The 15,619-nt window shown below is 66.3% G+C and carries 13 protein-coding genes and 1 pseudogene; 8 read left to right on the forward strand and 6 right to left on the reverse strand.

The annotated features are described in order from the left end of the window. Nucleotides 1-48 precede the first annotated feature (48 nt). From rep to pyrE, 4 genes are all read right to left on the reverse strand, one after another. Nucleotides 49-2,124 carry a DNA helicase Rep gene (rep, locus tag ACM26W_RS19165; RefSeq protein WP_416138552.1) on the reverse strand — a complete coding sequence of 692 codons (2,076 nt, stop codon included), beginning with the start codon at nt 2,122-2,124 and terminating at the stop codon, nt 49-51. Continuing rightward, nucleotides 2,121-2,612, reverse strand: a complete 492-nt coding sequence (trmL, locus tag ACM26W_RS19170) for a tRNA (uridine(34)/cytosine(34)/5-carboxymethylaminomethyluridine(34)-2'-O)-methyltransferase TrmL (protein ID WP_416138553.1) — start codon at nt 2,610-2,612, stop codon at nt 2,121-2,123. Before trmL ends, rep begins: the two co-directional genes overlap by 4 nt. Before the next feature lie 114 nt (nt 2,613-2,726). After that, nucleotides 2,727-3,281 (reverse strand): YfaZ family outer membrane protein, encoded by a 555-nt coding sequence (locus ACM26W_RS19175; protein ID WP_416138554.1) that lies wholly within the window; start codon nt 3,279-3,281, stop codon nt 2,727-2,729. Between the two features lie 78 nt (nt 3,282-3,359). Beyond that, nucleotides 3,360-4,058, reverse strand: a complete 699-nt coding sequence (pyrE, locus tag ACM26W_RS19180; RefSeq protein WP_416138555.1) for an orotate phosphoribosyltransferase — start codon at nt 4,056-4,058, stop codon at nt 3,360-3,362. A 92-nt stretch (nt 4,059-4,150) separates the two neighbouring features. On the opposite strand from pyrE, the gene ACM26W_RS19185 reads away from it, so the two are divergent. Then, the gene (locus tag ACM26W_RS19185; RefSeq protein WP_416138556.1) at nt 4,151-4,918 is read left to right on the forward strand and encodes an exodeoxyribonuclease III; all 768 of its coding nucleotides are present in this window, start codon (nt 4,151-4,153) and stop codon (nt 4,916-4,918) included. 85 nt (nt 4,919-5,003) lie between these two features. On the opposite strand, the gene rph is transcribed toward ACM26W_RS19185, so the two are convergent. Then, nucleotides 5,004-5,741, reverse strand: a complete 738-nt coding sequence (rph, locus tag ACM26W_RS19190) for a ribonuclease PH (RefSeq protein WP_416138557.1) — start codon at nt 5,739-5,741, stop codon at nt 5,004-5,006. A 146-nt stretch (nt 5,742-5,887) separates the two neighbouring features. Between rph and ACM26W_RS19195 the strand changes: the two genes are divergently transcribed. After that, entirely contained in the window at nt 5,888-6,751 is an 864-nt protein-coding gene (locus ACM26W_RS19195) for a YicC/YloC family endoribonuclease (protein ID WP_416138558.1), read from the forward strand. A 261-nt stretch (nt 6,752-7,012) separates the two neighbouring features. Next, nucleotides 7,013-7,729 carry a histidine utilization repressor gene (gene hutC, locus ACM26W_RS19200; protein WP_416138559.1) on the forward strand — a complete coding sequence of 239 codons (717 nt, stop codon included), beginning with the start codon at nt 7,013-7,015 and terminating at the stop codon, nt 7,727-7,729. Between the two features lie 82 nt (nt 7,730-7,811). On the opposite strand, the gene ACM26W_RS19205 is transcribed toward hutC, so the two are convergent. Next, nucleotides 7,812-8,339 (reverse strand): hypothetical protein, encoded by a 528-nt coding sequence (locus ACM26W_RS19205; RefSeq protein WP_416138560.1) that lies wholly within the window; start codon nt 8,337-8,339, stop codon nt 7,812-7,814. 316 nt (nt 8,340-8,655) lie between these two features. On the opposite strand from ACM26W_RS19205, the gene hutI reads away from it, so the two are divergent. From hutI to ACM26W_RS19230, 5 genes and pseudogenes are all read left to right on the forward strand, one after another. Then, nucleotides 8,656-9,870: an imidazolonepropionase gene (gene hutI, locus ACM26W_RS19210; protein ID WP_416138561.1), complete on the forward strand. Its 1,215-nt coding sequence runs from the start codon at nt 8,656-8,658 to the stop codon at nt 9,868-9,870. Continuing rightward, entirely contained in the window at nt 9,860-10,834 is a 975-nt protein-coding gene (gene hutG, locus ACM26W_RS19215) for a formimidoylglutamase (protein ID WP_416138563.1), read from the forward strand. Before hutI ends, hutG begins: the two co-directional genes overlap by 11 nt. A gap of 52 nt (nt 10,835-10,886) precedes the next feature. Next, complete coding sequence (hutU, locus tag ACM26W_RS19220; RefSeq protein ID WP_416138564.1) at nt 10,887-12,587, forward strand: urocanate hydratase; 1,701 nt, start codon at nt 10,887-10,889, stop codon at nt 12,585-12,587. A 22-nt stretch (nt 12,588-12,609) separates the two neighbouring features. Then, nucleotides 12,610-14,160 carry a histidine ammonia-lyase gene (gene hutH / locus ACM26W_RS19225; protein WP_416138565.1) on the forward strand — a complete coding sequence of 517 codons (1,551 nt, stop codon included), beginning with the start codon at nt 12,610-12,612 and terminating at the stop codon, nt 14,158-14,160. Nucleotides 14,161-14,241: 81 nt separating this feature from the next. Next, nucleotides 14,242-15,590, forward strand: a pseudogene (locus ACM26W_RS19230) (Na+/H+ antiporter family protein). Nucleotides 15,591-15,619 lie beyond the last annotated feature (29 nt).

Below are 15,619 nucleotides of genomic sequence, written 5' to 3' on the forward strand. Positions count from 1 at the left end.
CCCCGTTTGCGTTCGGTGCTTCCACCAGTCTCAGCCCAGAAAGAGCCATCAGCCCAATAAGGAGCGCAAGCCGGCAATGGCGTCCTGGCCACGGGCCTGCTTCTTCACCGGATCTTCCTTGTCGGCACGGCCTTCCCACTCCAGATCTCCCCCGGGCAGTTCATCCAGAAAGCGGCTAGGCGCGCAGTCCATCAGCTCGCCGAAGGCCTTGCGCTGGCGGGCCAGGGTCAGGGTCAGGGTACGCCTCGCCCGGGTGATGCCCACATAGGCCAGCCGGCGCTCCTCCTCCACCGTGCCCGCCTCGATGGCGTTGCGGTGGGGCAGCAACTCCTCCTCCAGGCCCATCAGGTAGACGTGGGGAAACTCCAGACCCTTGGAGGCGTGCATGGTCAGCAGCTGGACGCGGTCGGAGTCGTCCTCCTCGGCCTGCTGCTCGAGGATGTCACGCAGCACGAGTCGGGAGATGGCGGCCTCCACATCGTCGGTCTCGGTCTCCTCGGAAGCCTCGCTCTCTTCCGGGTCGGCCTGCATCGACTTCTCGAGCTGGTCGATCAGGATCCAGACGTTGGCCATGCGCCGCTCGGCGATGGTGGGCGCGCTGGCGTTCTGGTAAAGCCAGGCCTCGTAATCCATCTCGCGCAGCATCTCGCGGATAGCGGCGATGGCGTCGCCCTGATCCATGCGCCGCCGCACCCCGTCGATAAAGTGGGTAAACCTCCCTAACCTCTCGACGGCTCTGACCGGCAACTGCTGTTCGAGGCCCAGCTCGTGACAGGCAGCAAACAACGAGATGCCGCGCCCGGTGGCCGGATCATTGGCATAGTTGGCCAGCTTCTCCAGGGTGCCGGGGCCGATCTCCCGGCGCGGCACATTGACGATGCGCAGGAAGGCGTTGTCGTCGGCCGGGTTGATCAGCAACCTCAGGTAGGCCATGGCATCCTTGATCTCGTTGCGCGAGAAGAAGGAGGTGCCGCCGGAGAGCTTGTAGGGAATCTGGTAGTGCTGCAGCTTGAGCTCCAGCAGCCGGGCCTGGAAGTTGCCGCGGTAGAGCACCGCGAAGTCGCGCCACTCGGCGCGCTCCTTGATGCGCCGGGTGAGAATCTCGCTGGCCACCCGCTCCGCCTCCGCCTCCTCGTGGCGGTTGACCACCACGCGGATCGGCGCCCCCTCGCCCTTGTCCGACCACAGGGTCTTCTCGTAGACGTGGGGGTTGTTACTGATCAGGGTGTTGGCGGCACGCAGGATGGTGCCGGTGGAGCGGTAGTTCTGCTCCAGCTTGACCACCTGCAGGCGCGGGAAATCCTCGCCCAGGGTCACCAGGTTCTCGGGGCGTGCGCCGCGCCAGGCATAGATCGACTGGTCGTCGTCGCCCACCACGGTGAAGGTCTGGCGCTCACCCATCAGCAGTTGCACCAGCTGGTACTGGCTGACGTTGGTGTCCTGGTACTCGTCCACCAGCATGTAGTGGATGCGCTTGCGCCAGCGGGTCAGGGCCTCGGGGTCGTCGCGCAGCAGCACTACCGGCAGCAGGATCAGGTCGTCGAAGTCCACCGCGTTGTAGGCCTTGAGGTGGCGGTTGTAGGCCTCATAGACCCGTGCAGCGAACAGCTCGTCGTCCTCCGCGGCGTGAGACATCGCCTGGCCCGGCAGCACCAGGTCGTTCTTCCAGGCCGAGATCTGGTGCTGCACCGAGTTGATCGCCTCGGCGTCCACCTGGGCGTCCTTCTGCATCAGGTCTCGCAGCAGCGCCTTGGCGTCCTCCGGATCGAACAGCGAGAAGCCCGGCCGATAGCCGAGCGCCTTGAGCTCGCGGCGGATGATGTTGAGCCCCAGGGTGTGGAAGGTGGAGACCGTCAAACCGTGACCCTCACGCCCCTTGAGCATGGCCCCCACCCGCTCCTTCATCTCCCGGGCCGCCTTGTTGGTGAAGGTCACCGCGGCAATGCGCCGAGCACTCATGCCGCAGGCCTGGACCAGGTAGGCGATCTTGGTGGTGATCACGCTGGTCTTGCCCGAGCCGGCGCCGGCCAGCACCAGGCAGGGGCCGTCGATGTAGCGCACCGCTTCCTGCTGGCGGGGGTTGAGCTTGGCCAGGCGCTGCTGGATGGTAGTCGGTGCATTCATCGAACGGGCCTCGCGGGGTCCACCGTGGCCGCGCCGGCGAAACCCAGCTGTCGCCAAGCCTCATAGACCAGCACCGCACAGGCGTTGGAAAGATTCAGGCTGCGGCTGTCCTCGCGCATGGGAATGCGCAGCCGCTGAGCCTCGGGCAGCGCATCGAGCATCGCCTGGGGCAGGCCGCGGGTCTCGGGGCCGAATACCAGGGCGTCGCCTTCACCATAGGACGGCTCATGGTAGCCGGTCCGCCCGCGGGTCGAAACGGCGAAGACCCGTTCGGGTGCTGCCGCCTCGAGGTAGGTTGCCCAGTCGCGGTGCACCCGCACCGCCGCCCACTCGTGATAGTCGAGCCCGGCGCGGCGCAGGCGCTTGTCGTCCAGCACGAAACCCAGTGGTTCGATGAGGTGCAGGCGAAAACCGGTGTTGGCGCAAAGCCGGATCAGATTGCCGGTGTTGGGCGGGATCTCGGGCTGGTAGAGGACGACATCAAGCATGGCAGGTCCGGTGGAGAGCCCCTGTGGAGAGCCCCTGTGGAGAATCCCGTTGTAACGCAGGCGGGCCCCATGACGGGGCCCGCGATCATCGGTGGATGAGTCCACCGTGGGCGATCAGAAGCGCAGGCGCACACCGACCTGGGCGCCGCGATCCAGGGTGCGGGTGCCGCTGTCGTTGTCGAAGTCGGCACCCAGCTGACGCAGGCCCAGGTAGCCATCCACGTTGGGAGCGAAGGCATAGCGGGCGCGCACGCCAATCTCGTAGCCATCCTCCAGATCGCGGCTTGAAACCACGCTGGGGGTATAGAAGCCGTAGCCGCCCAGGGAGACCTCGGGCAGGTTGGGCAGGTAGACATAGCCGTAGCCGCCCAGGCCCAGGCCACCGCCCTTGCCGACGTCGGTATCGTACTGGGTCCAGCGCGCACCCACGCCTACCTCGTGGTCACGGGTGTGGTTGGTGCCCATCAGCTGAGCATTGAACACCGTGGCGTCCTCGCGATACTCGCTGTGAACCACCCCGCCACCCAGGCTGATGCCGTCCACCACCTCGCCGGCAGCCTCGAACTGCACCGCATCCGGCCCCAGGTTGAGGTCCAGGCTGGCGGACTGGGCCAGACCCGCGGCGCCCAGCAAGGCGAGACCGGCCAACAGTGTCAGTGTCGATTTCATCTCGCTCTCCTTGACTTGTGCTATCGACTTATCTTGTACGGCATTTGTATAGCATCCTGCAGTGTAGCGCAAAAGGCGTCATGCTGAGGCGGATGCGCCATATCTCATGCGATAGTCGCGGATGGCAGCGGCGTGGCCGTGCAGCGCATCGCCGGCATGCTCTTCAAGATAGGTCAGAACCATGTCCAGCGTCACGATGCTGACCACCGGCATGGCGTAGCGCGCCTCCACCTCCTGGATGGCGCTCTGGCCCTTGCCTTCAACGTCAGCACTACCACGCTCCTGCCGATCCAGGGCGATCACCACCCCGGCGGCGCGGGCATCGGCCGCCTCGATCAGCGCCATCACCTCGCGGATGGCGGTGCCGGCAGTGATCACGTCGTCGATGATCAGGATATCACCGGAAAGCGCCGCGCCAACGATATTGCCGCCTTCGCCGTGGGCCTTGGCCTCCTTGCGATTGAAGGCATAGGGCAGGTCACGGCCGTGATGATCAGCCAGCGCCACCGCCGCAGTGGCCGCCAGAGGAATTCCCTTGTAGGCGGGGCCGAAGAGCACATCGAAGGCCGGCGCGCGATCGACGATGGCCCGGGCGTAGAAACGGCCCAGGCGCGCCAGGGCACCGCCGGTGCGGAACAGCCCGGCGTTGAAGAAGTAGGGGCTGACCCGGCCCGATTTCAGGGTGAACTCGCCGAAGCGCAGCACTCCCTGTTCGATGGCGAACTCGATGAATTCACGCTGATAGTCCTGCAGCGCAGGCGTGCCGGAGTGCTCCACTGATGGCTCCTATCATCTTTAATGACGCAGGCCCTTTACCCAAACGTCGAAACGTCGGGTATCATACACGCGCGACGGTAAAGGGACCACGTATGAAAATTGCCACGATCAATGTCAACGGCATCCGGGAGGCGGTCGGTCGAGGCTTTCTCGATTGGCTGGCCAACCAGGACGCCGATGTCGTCTGCGTTCAGAACCTCAAGGCCAAGAGCTTCGAGCTGGACGACAGCATCCTCTACCCGGAAGGCTACGAGGGCTACTTCCTCGACGCCGAACAGGACGGCTTCTCAGGGGTGGGGCTCTACTGCCGGAAGATTCCCAAGGCCATCATGTACGGGCTGGGCTTCCCCCAGTGCGACCATGAGGCGCGCTTCCTGCAGGCGGACTACGACCGCTTCAGCATCGTCAGTTTCCTGATGCCCGACGGCAGCGACTTCGCCGCCAAGCAGGCCTTCATGGCCCAGTATCAGGAATACCTGAGCAAGATGGCCCGCAAGCGCCGCGAGTACATCATCTGCGGCACCTGGCACATCGCCCACAAGACCATCGACCTGGAGAACTGGGCCGACAATCAGGACACTCCCGGCTTCAAGCCCGAGGAGCGCGCCTGGATGGACCAGGTGTTCGGCCCTACCGGCTTCATCGACTGCTTCCGCGAGATCAACCGCGACGCCGGCGAGTCCACCTGGTGGCCGAAGCTCGACCAGGAGGTACCGCGCTCCCGCCAGGAGGGCTGGCGCATCGATTACCAGGTGGTGGGCCCCGACTTCCGCCGCCATGTGGTCGACGCCTGGATCGACTATGACGCGACTTTCTCGGAGTTCGCGCCGCTGATCGTCGAGTACGACCTGCCGCTCTGAGTCACCGCCCTTCGTCGCCGTTCCGGCCCGCCGGAACACATCACGCCGGCCATCATGGCCGGCGTGATGCTTTTGCGCGTTAGCCTCAGCGCGGGATGCCCAGCGCCTCGCGCTGGTGGTCGAACAGCTGGGCGCCGGCATTCTCGGCCAGCTCCAGCATGGCGTCGAGCTCGGTACGGCTGAAGCTGCCCTTCTCGGCGGTGCCCTGCACCTCGATCAGGCTGCCGTCCTCGGCCAGCACCACGTTCATGTCGGTGTCCGCGCCGCTGTCCTCAGGGTAGTCCAGGTCCACCACCGGCACGCCCTTGAAGAGGCCCACCGAGACCGAGCTGACCAGCTGACTGAAGGGGTCGCCCTTGATCAGCTTGTTGCGCTGCAGGTGGCGGATGGCGTCCACCAGGGCCACACAGCCGCCGGTGATGGAGGCGGTGCGGGTGCCGCCGTCGGCCTGGATCACATCGCAGTCCACGGTAATGGTGAACTCGCCGAGCTTCTTCAGGTTCACCGTAGCGCGCAGCGAACGACCGATCAGGCGCTGGATCTCCAGGGTGCGGCCGCCCTGCTTGCCGCGAGCCGCCTCGCGCCCACTCCGGGTGTGGGTGGCGCGGGGCAGCATGCCGTACTCGGCGGTCACCCAGCCCTGGCCCTTGCCGCGCAGCCAGCGCGGCACGCCGGTCTCGACGCTGGCATTGCACAGCACCCTGGTATCGCCGAACTCCACCAGCACCGAGCCCTCGGCGTGGCGGGTATAGTCGCGGGTCAGGCGGATCTCGCGGGCCTGCTCGGGCGCACGGCCGCTGGGGCGTCGAAACGGAGTGGACATATCACCTCATCTGGGTCGGGTAGGGTCTGAAAGGCACAGGAATCATGGTTGGCGGCCATTCTACACCCTTGGGCAGCCGTGCCGGTGAATCGGGTACACTGCGGCACATTCGTCAGTCCATCCGCGTCACCCCGGGAGCCTTCGCCATGGTCCACAGCATGACCGCCTTCGCCCGCCAGGAGCACGCCGCCGACTGGGGCAGCCTGCAGCTCGAGCTGCGCTCGGTGAACCAGCGCTATCTGGAGCCCCACTTCCGCCTGCCGGAGAGCCTGCGCGACCTGGAGCCGGCCTTCCGCGAGGCGCTGCGCCAGCGCCTGGCCCGCGGCAAGGTGGAGTGCACCCTGCGTTTCGAGGCCGCCGGTGCGGCCGAGGGCCTCAGCGTGAACGCTCCGCGCCTCGCCGAGGTTGCTCGCGCCCTGGGCGAGGTGCGCCAGGCCGTGACCGACGCCACCCCCCCCGATGCCCTGGCGCTGCTCGACTACCCCGGCGTGCTCGAGAGCCGCGGCCCGGACCCGGAGAGCGTCACGGCCGCCGCCCTCGCCCTGTTCCAGGCCGCGCTGGATGACCTGGTGGTCGGCCGCGCCCGGGAGGGCGAGAAGCTCGCCGCGCTGATCCGAGAGCGCCTCGTCGCCATCGATGGCCAGGTGGCCGAGGTGCGCTCGTTGATGCCGCAGCTCCTCGAGCGCCAGCGCAGCCTGCTGCTGGAGCGCCTGGAGGCGGTGAAGAGCGAGCTCGACCCCCAGCGCCTGGAGGCCGAGCTAGCCCTGCTGGCCCAGAAGGCTGACGTGGACGAGGAACTCGACCGCCTGGCCACCCATGTGGCCGAGGTGGAGCGCCAGCTGACCCAGAAGGGCCCGGTGGGACGACGCCTGGACTTCCTGATGCAGGAGCTCAACCGCGAGGCCAATACCCTCTCCTCCAAGTCGGTGGTGGCCAGTACCACCCGTTGCGCCGTGGAGCTCAAGGTGCTGATCGAACAGATGCGCGAGCAGATCCAGAACATCGAGTGATTTTCCTGGTTGACCACGAAAAATCATAAGCTTCTGATTTCAAAAAATACCTGGCGCGATTTGCGCTACGGCCACCTGGCCGTGACTCTATGGGTTGCGGCCGGTGTGGCGCCTTCTTCCAGCTCATGGACGCGCCGTACCCTCAAAAGCGCTGCGTCTCGACCAGTAGCGCCACTGGCACATCGCCCTCGATGTGTGTTGAATCATCGGGACAGGTACACTTCCTTGTATAGACAATAGGCATTTGAACAAGGAAGACCCATGGCCAGCTCTCCACCTCTCTATCAGCAGATTCAGCAACACCTGCTGGACAAGATCCACAGCGGCGAGTGGCCGGCACACCACCAGATCCCTCCGGAAGAACAGCTAGCCCGCGATTTCGGGGTGAGTCGCATGACCGCCAACAAGGCGATCCGTGATCTGGCCCACAAGGGCTATCTGATACGTCAGCCCGGGCTTGGCACCTTCGTGACCGACCGCAAGGCGGAGTCGTCGCTGGTCGAGGTCTACAACATCGCTGAGGAGGTGCGCTCGCGAGGCCACCGCTACGGCAACAAGGTGCTGACTCGTGAGGCCATCGAGGCGGACGACGAGGTGGCGCTTCGCCTTGGCGTAAGGCTCGGGAGCCGGGTTTTCCATAGCCTGATTATTCACCTCGAGAACGATGTGCCGATCCAGCTCGAAAATCGATTCGTCAATCCGCGCTGGGTGCCGGACTATCTCGAGACCGACTTCACGCTCCACACACCCAACGAGGTGTTGGTGGCCGCCTGCCCCATCACCGATGTCGAGCATATCGTCGAGGCGGTCCTGGTAGATGACCAGACCGCCGAGTGGCTGGATATCCCCCCCTCAATCCCCTGCCTGAACATGATTCGCCGCACCTGGTCCGGGGAGCAGCTGATCAGCTACGCACGCCTGCTCCACCCGGGGAACCGCTACAAGCTGCGCTCTTCCCTGCGTCGCCCGGCGTCTTGATCCTTCCCTTCCAACGAGGGCAAGGCCAGATCTCTCCCGCCTCGCCATCGTCATACTGCATCATCCTGCTCAGCCCACCATTTCAGCCCACCATGGCTTGCACCAGATAGCCAGTGGGCACGGCCAGTAACAGACTCAGCGCCACGCGAATGAACCACACCACCAGCATGCGCCCCACCGTCAGCGAGATGCTGGTGGAGAGAATGCAGGGGATGGACGCCGAGAAGAACAGGACGGCGGAGACCGACACCACCCCGGCGGCGAAGCGTGCCACGAACTCGGCCTCTGCCATCAGCAGCGCCGGCAGGAACATCTCGGCGAGCCCGGCGGCGGAAGCCTGAGCCAGGGCGGCGGCATCCTCCAGGCCCCAGATGGCCACGAAGGGGTAGAAGAGCCAGCCGAGCCATTCGAACAGCGGTGTGTACTTGGCGGCAAGCAACCCCAGCAGGCTGCGAGCGCCGGTGACCATGTGGTCGAGAAGAATGGTGCTACGGCCGGCGATCTCGACGGGAACGAAGAAGATCAGAACACCAAGGGAGCTGGGCAGGAATAGCTTGAGGATGGTGGGGATGCTGGCCCGCTGTCGTGAGCCTTCGCTGGGGATATCCATGGCACGCCTCGTGGTTGTGGTGATCGGTCGGTGTAGGCGTCCTGCCCGTTAATGTATATACATATATCTAAGCCTCGGATCTCCTCCCGGCCAGTGCTTTCGATTAGACATTGGTCTAAGAAAGTGGATGACTCAGGCTTTTCCCTGGTCACAATATTTGATTTATCCAACTGATATTAAAATATATATAGGCATAAAAGCCATCTGATAGCACTGCGCCGGAATGAACAAAAAATGATCGAAAGGGGGTGACGAGGGGACTTTTCGGGGCTAACCTATTTGTATATACATAACCCGCTCTGCTCGAGGAGTCCCCATGCCCCACACCGAAACGCGTCGCCTGTGGCGCGATATCAGCGTCTTCGATGGCCTGCGCACCCTGCCGGAGCCCATGGCGGTGATCACCGAGGGGGTGCGGGTCGTCGCTCTCGTCGCCATGAACGACTTCGATGAAGGAGAGGCACAGGGCTGCAGCGATATGGGGCGCGGCGGTGTCATGACGCCCGGCCTGGTCGATTGCCACACCCACCTGGTGTTCGGCGGCTCCCGTGCCGACGAGTTCGAGGCGCGCCTGGAGGGAGCCAGCTACGAGGAGATCGCCCGCCGTGGCGGCGGCATCCTCAGCACCGTGCGGGCGACCCGCGAGGCCAGTGAAGAGGCGCTGCTGGCGCTGGCCAGGCCGCGGCTCGAGGCCCTGATCGGCGATGGTGTGACCACCGTGGAGATCAAGTCCGGCTACGGCCTGACGGTGGCCGATGAGATGAAGATGCTGCGCGTGGCGCGCCGTCTGGGCGAGGAGTTGCCGGTGCGTGTCGTCACCACCCTGCTGGGTGCCCATGCCCTGCCGCCGGAGTTCAAGGACGACAGCGACGGCTATATCGACCTGGTGTGCCGCGAGATGATTCCGGCCGCGGCGGCCCAAGGTCTGGCCGATGCGGTCGATGTCTTCTGCGAGACCATCGCCTTCTCGGTGGCCCAGTGCGAGCGCGTCTTCGAGGCCGCCGAGGCCCACGGCTTGCCGATCAAGGCCCACGCCGAACAGCTCTCCAACCTGGGTGGCACCGCCATGGCGGCCCGCCACGGGGCCCTCTCCGCCGACCATATCGAATACCTCGATGAGGCCGGCATCGCCGCCATCCGCAAGGCCGGCAGCGTCGCCGTGATTCTACCCGGCGCCTTCCATACCCTGCGCGAGACGCAGCAGCCGCCGATCCAGGCGCTGCGCGAGGCGGGCGTTCCCATGGCGGTGGCCACCGATGCCAACCCGGGCAGCTCGCCGCTGTTCATGCCCACCCTGATGCTCAACCTGGCCTGCACCCTGTTCCGCCTGACGCCCCAGGAGGCCCTGGCCGGCATGACCGCCCACGGCGCCACCGCGCTGGGGCTCAAGGGCGAGGGTCGGATCCGGGAGGGCGCCGCTGCCGACCTGTGTATCTGGGATATCGACACCCCGGCCGCACTGGCCTATACCGTCCAACCCGGTCGGCTGCGTCAGCGCCTGTTCCAGGGAGAGCTCACCCATGACCGCTGAGACCCCGCTCGACAGCACCCTCTACAGCGCCATCGACATGTCGCTCTGGCAGGGGCGCACCGACCCCGAGCCCGACAACGAGCGTTGGCACCAGCAGATCCAGCCGCTGACCCCGAATGCCAAACCGGGCTGTGCGCTGCTGGGCTTCGCCTGCGACGCCGGCGTGGCGCGCAACCAGGGGCGTACCGGAGCCGCCGAAGGCCCTTCCGCCTTGCGCCGTGCCCTGGCCCCGCTGGCCTGGCACCGCCGCGGCCCGGCCTATGACGCCGGCGATGTGCGCTGCGAAGGGGATGCCATGGAAGCCGCCCAGCAGACGCTGGCCGATCACCTTGCGCCGCTGCTCGATGACGGCCACTTGCCCATCGTGCTGGGCGGCGGCCACGAGGTCGCCTACGCCAGCTGGTCGGGGCTCGCCCAGCACCTGGAGGAGCGCCGGGAGCCTGCACAGCGCGTCGGCATCATCAACTTCGATGCCCACTTCGACCTGCGTGACCCGGCCCATGTGCGCTCTTCCGGCACCCCCTTTTCCCAGATCGCCGACGACTGCGCTCGGCGCGGCTGGCCGTTCCGGTACGCCTGCCTGGGTGTGAGCCGGGCCGCCAATACCCGGGGGCTGTTTCAGCGTGCCGCCGACCTCAAGGTTCTGGTCCGCGAGGATCGCGACTTCCAGCCGGCCCGCCTCGACGGCATCCAGCGCGACCTGGAGCGCTTCATCGCACGCGTTGATTACCTCTACCTGACCATCGACCTGGACGTGCTGCCCGCCGCCGAGGCCCCGGGGGTCAGTGCCCCGGCCGCTCGCGGCATCTCACTCGCCCTGATCGAACCGCTGATCGAAAGCATTCGTGACAGCGGCAAGCTGCGCCTGGCCGACCTGGCGGAGCTCAACCCCGGCCGCGATATCGACGGCCGCACCGCCCGCGCGGCGGCTCGCCTGGTGCATCTGCTGACCCTGGATGCCTGACGGCCAGAAGCTCGAACACCACAACAGACTGAACCCCACGAGGAACACCGACATGACCCAGCACGACAAGCGCCGGAGCGCCGGCCGTCACGATCCATCCCGCAAGATCGCCGCCCCCACCGGCACCGAGCGCAGCTGCAAGAGCTGGCTCACCGAAGCGCCGCTGCGCATGCTGATGAACAACCTCCACCCGGACGTGGCCGAGCGGCCCGAGGATCTGGTGGTGTATGGCGGCATCGGCCGCGCGGCGCGCGACTGGGAGTGCTACGACAAGATCATCGAGACCCTGCAGCGCCTGGAGGACACCCAGACCCTGCTGGTGCAGTCCGGCAAGCCGGTGGGCGTATTCGAGACACACAAGGACGCCCCCCGGGTGCTGATCGCCAACTCCAACCTGGTGCCGGCCTGGGCCAACTGGGAGCACTTCAACGAGCTCGATCGCAAGGGCCTGATGATGTACGGCCAGATGACCGCCGGCTCCTGGATCTACATCGGCTCCCAGGGCATCGTCCAGGGCACCTACGAGACCTTCGTCGAGGCCGGGCGCCAGCACTTCAACGGCGAGCTCCGCGGCCGCTGGATCCTCACCGCCGGCCTCGGCGGCATGGGCGGCGCCCAGCCGCTGGCGGCCACCCTGGCCGGGGCCTGCTCGCTGAATATCGAGTGCCAGCAGACCAGCCTCGACTTCCGCCTGCGTACCCGCTACCTGGACGAGCAGGCCGACGATCTGGACGACGCCCTGGCGCGTATCGAGCGCTATACCGCCGAGGGCCAGGCGGTCTCCATCGGCCTGTGCGCAAACGCCGCCGACGTGCTGCCGGAGCTGGTCAAGCGAGGCGTCAAGCCGGACATGGTCACCGACCAGACCAGCGCCCACGACCCGCTGCACGGCTATCTGCCCCAGGGCTGGACCTGGGAGGAGTACGTGGCGCGGGGCAAGAGCGAGCCCGAGGCCACCGTCAAGGCCGCCAAACGGTCCATGGCGGTGCATGTGCAGGCCATGCTCGACTTCCAGAAGATGGGTGTGCCCACCTTCGACTACGGCAACAACATTCGCCAGATGGCCAAGGAAGAAGGCATCGAGAACGCCTTCGACTTCCCCGGCTTCGTCCCGGCCTATATCCGCCCGCTGTTCTGCCAGGGCATCGGCCCGTTCCGCTGGGTGGCGCTTTCCGGTGATCCCGAGGATATCTACAAGACCGACCAGAAGGTCAAGGAGCTGATCCCCGACGATCCGCACCTGCACAACTGGCTGGACATGGCGCGCGAGCGCATCAGCTTCCAGGGCCTGCCGGCGCGGATCTGCTGGGTCGGCCTCAAGGACCGCGCCCGCCTGGGCCAGGCCTTCAACGAGATGGTCGCCAATGGCGAGCTCAAGGCCCCCATCGTCATCGGCCGCGACCACCTGGATTCCGGCTCGGTGGCCAGCCCCAACCGCGAGACCGAGGCGATGCAGGACGGCTCGGATGCCGTCTCCGACTGGCCGCTGCTCAACGCCCTGCTCAACACCGCCGGCGGCGCCACCTGGGTCTCCCTGCACCACGGTGGCGGTGTCGGCATGGGCTTCTCCCAACACGCCGGGGTGGTGATCGTCGCCGATGGCAGCGATGACGCCCACGCCCGCCTGGGCCGCGTGCTGCGCAATGACCCGGGCACCGGCGTCATGCGCCACGCCGACGCCGGCTACGACATCGCCAAGGAATGCGCCCGTGAGAACGGCCTCGATCTGCCGATGCTGGACAGCCGAGCCTGAACAACTGACAAGGAGACTCCCCATGACTCATCTCGACATTCAGCCCGGCAAGATGACCCTGGCCCAGGCGCGCCGGGTGCACGAGGGCCATCTGCCGGTCAGCCTACCGGCCAGCGCCGACACCGCCATCCAGGCCTCCGTCGACTGCGTCAACCGGGTGGTCGCCGAACATCGCACCGTCTACGGCATCAATACCGGGTTCGGGCTGCTGGCCCAGACCCGGATCGCCAACAAGGACCTCGAGGCGCTGCAGCGCTCGCTGGTGCTGTCCCATGCCACCGGCGTCGGCGCGGCCATGGACGATGCCCTGGTGCGGCTGATCATGGTGCTCAAGGTCAATAGCCTGGCCCGCGGCTTCTCCGGTATCCGCCGTGAAGTGCTCGACGCGCTGATCGCGCTGATCAACGCCGAGGTCTACCCGCACATCCCGCTCAAGGGCTCCGTCGGTGCCTCCGGCGACCTGGCGCCGCTGGCGCACATGAGCGTGGTGCTGCTCGGTGAGGGCAAGGCCCGCTATCGCGGTGAGTGGCTGCCTGCCAGCGAGGCCCTGAAGGTGGCGGGCCTGGCGCCGCTGGCACTCGCGCCCAAGGAGGGCCTGGCGCTGCTCAACGGTACCCAGGTCTCCACCGCCTACGCGCTGCGTGGCCTGTTCGAGGCCGAGGACCTCTACGCCGCGGCCACGGTGTGCGGGTCGCTGACCGTGGAGGCCACTCTGGGGTCGCGCTCGCCCTTCGATGCGCGTATCCACGAGGTGCGGGGGCAGCGCGGCCAGATCGACGCCGCGACGGCCTACCGGCACCTGCTGGGGGAGAGCAGCGCCATCGGCGAATCCCACGCCGACTGCGACAGGGTGCAGGACCCCTACTCGCTGCGCTGCCAGCCCCAGGTGATGGGCGCCGCTCTGACCCAGATCCGCCAGGTGGCCGAGGTGCTGGCCGTGGAGGTCAATGCCGTCTCCGACAACCCACTGGTGTTTGCCGAGGACGACGACATCCTCTCCGGCGGCAACTTCCATGCCGAACCGGTGGCCATGGCCGCCGACAACCTGGCACTGGCCATCGCCGAGATCGGCTCGCTCGCCGAGCGGCGCATCTCGCTGATGATGGACAAGCACATGTCGCAACTGCCGCCCTTCCTGGTGGAGAAAGGCGGCGTCAACTCGGGCTTCATGATCGCCCAGGTCACGGCGGCGGCGCTGGCCAGCGAGAACAAGGCGCTCTCGCATCCTCACAGCGTCGACAGCCTGCCCACCTCCGCCAACCAAGAGGACCATGTCTCCATGGCCCCGGCCGCCGGCAAGCGGCTGTGGGAGATGGCCGCCAATGTGCGTGGCATCGTCGCCATCGAGTGGCTGGCCGCCTGCCAGGGACTGGACCTGCGTACCGATGCCAATGGCCAGCGCCTCACCTCCTCCGAGTCCCTGGAAGGGGGACGCGCCACCCTGCGTGAGCGGGTCAGCCACTACGACAAGGACCGCTTCTTCGCCCCCGATATCGAAGCCGCTACCGAGCTCCTCGCCTCCCGTGCCTTGAGCCCCCTGGTACCCGCCGGTATGCTGCCCAGCTGCCACTGAGCCGCTCGGCCTTTCCCATGTCCCCACGGCGTCTGCCGTGGGGTGCATCGCATTCGACTCCAACGATAAGAGAACGCTTTGATGAATGCTATTGTCCTGGCCATCCTGGTAATGGTTGGCCTTAGCCTTGCCCGGGTTTCCGTGGTCTTTGCCCTGATCGTCGCCACCCTGGTGGGCGGTCTCTGGGCAGGCATGCCTATCGGCGAGATTCTCGACGCCTTCAACGATGGTCTTGGCAACGGGGCCACCATCGCCCTCTCCTATGCGGTGTTGGGCGCCTTCGCCGTAGCTCTCTCACGCTCGGGAATTACCGAGCTACTGGCCAACCGGGCGATCCGTCGCTTCCATATCGATGACTCTGGCAGCAGCCGCCGTACGGTCACCTATATGCTGCTGGCATCGCTGCTGGCCGCGGCGGTAAGTTCCCAGAACCTGATCCCGGTGCATATCGCCTTCATCCCGGTGCTGGTACCGCCGCTGCTCAAGCTGATGAACCATCTACGCCTGGACCGGCGTCTGGCGGCCTGCGTCATCACCTTCGGCATCACCGCCCCCTACATGCTGCTGCCGGTAGGATTCGGTGCCATCTTCCTCAACGACATCCTGCTCACCAACCTCAACGAGAGTGGGGCAGAGCTCGGCCTGGAGGTCACCCGCCAGATGGTGCCAATGGCCATGCTGATTCCCATCGGCGGCATGGCCCTGGGCCTGGCCGTGGCGGTGCTCTGGAGCTACCGCAAGGGGCGTGACTACGAGGACCGTGACTTTTGGCTCACGGCGACGAGACCCCGGCCGAGGCGGCCCGCCACCTGGCCGGCTGGCAGAAAGGGGTGCTGGGTGTCGCCCTGGTGGGCACGGTGGCGGTGCAGCTCTACACCGGCTCCATGGTGCTGGGCGGCATCTTCGGTTTCGCCGTGTTGTCGCTGAGCGGCGTCTTCCGCTGGCATGAACAGGACGGCATCTTCACCGAAGGCATGCGCATGATGGCCCTGGTGGGCTTCATCATGATCACCGCAGCAGGCTTCGCCAGCGTGATGCAGGCCAGCGGCGAGATACAGGGCCTGGTGCAGAGCTCTGCCGCGCTGATCGGCGACAACAAGGGGCTGGCGGCGCTGATCATGCTGTTGGTGGGCCTGTTCATCACCATGGGCATCGGCTCCTCCTTCTCGACGATTCCGATCATCGCCTCGCTCTACGTGCCGTTGGCACTGAGCTTCGGCTTCTCGCCCCTGGCCACCGTGGCACTCGTCGGCACCGCCGCCGCCCTGGGCGATGCCGGCTCGCCGGCCTCGGACTCGACCCTCGGCCCCACCGCCGGCCTCAATGCCGACGGCCAGCACGACCATATCTGGGACAGCGTGGTGCCCACCTTCCTGCACTACAACATCCCGCTGATCGCCTTCGGCTGGATGGCCGCCATGATCCTGTAACGAAAGCGAATTCCCTCGCGTCTCGACGA

Origin of the sequence: Halomonas sp. HK25, from assembly GCF_047795635.1 — a bacterium.
Classification (GTDB): domain Bacteria; phylum Pseudomonadota; class Gammaproteobacteria; order Pseudomonadales; family Halomonadaceae; genus Halomonas.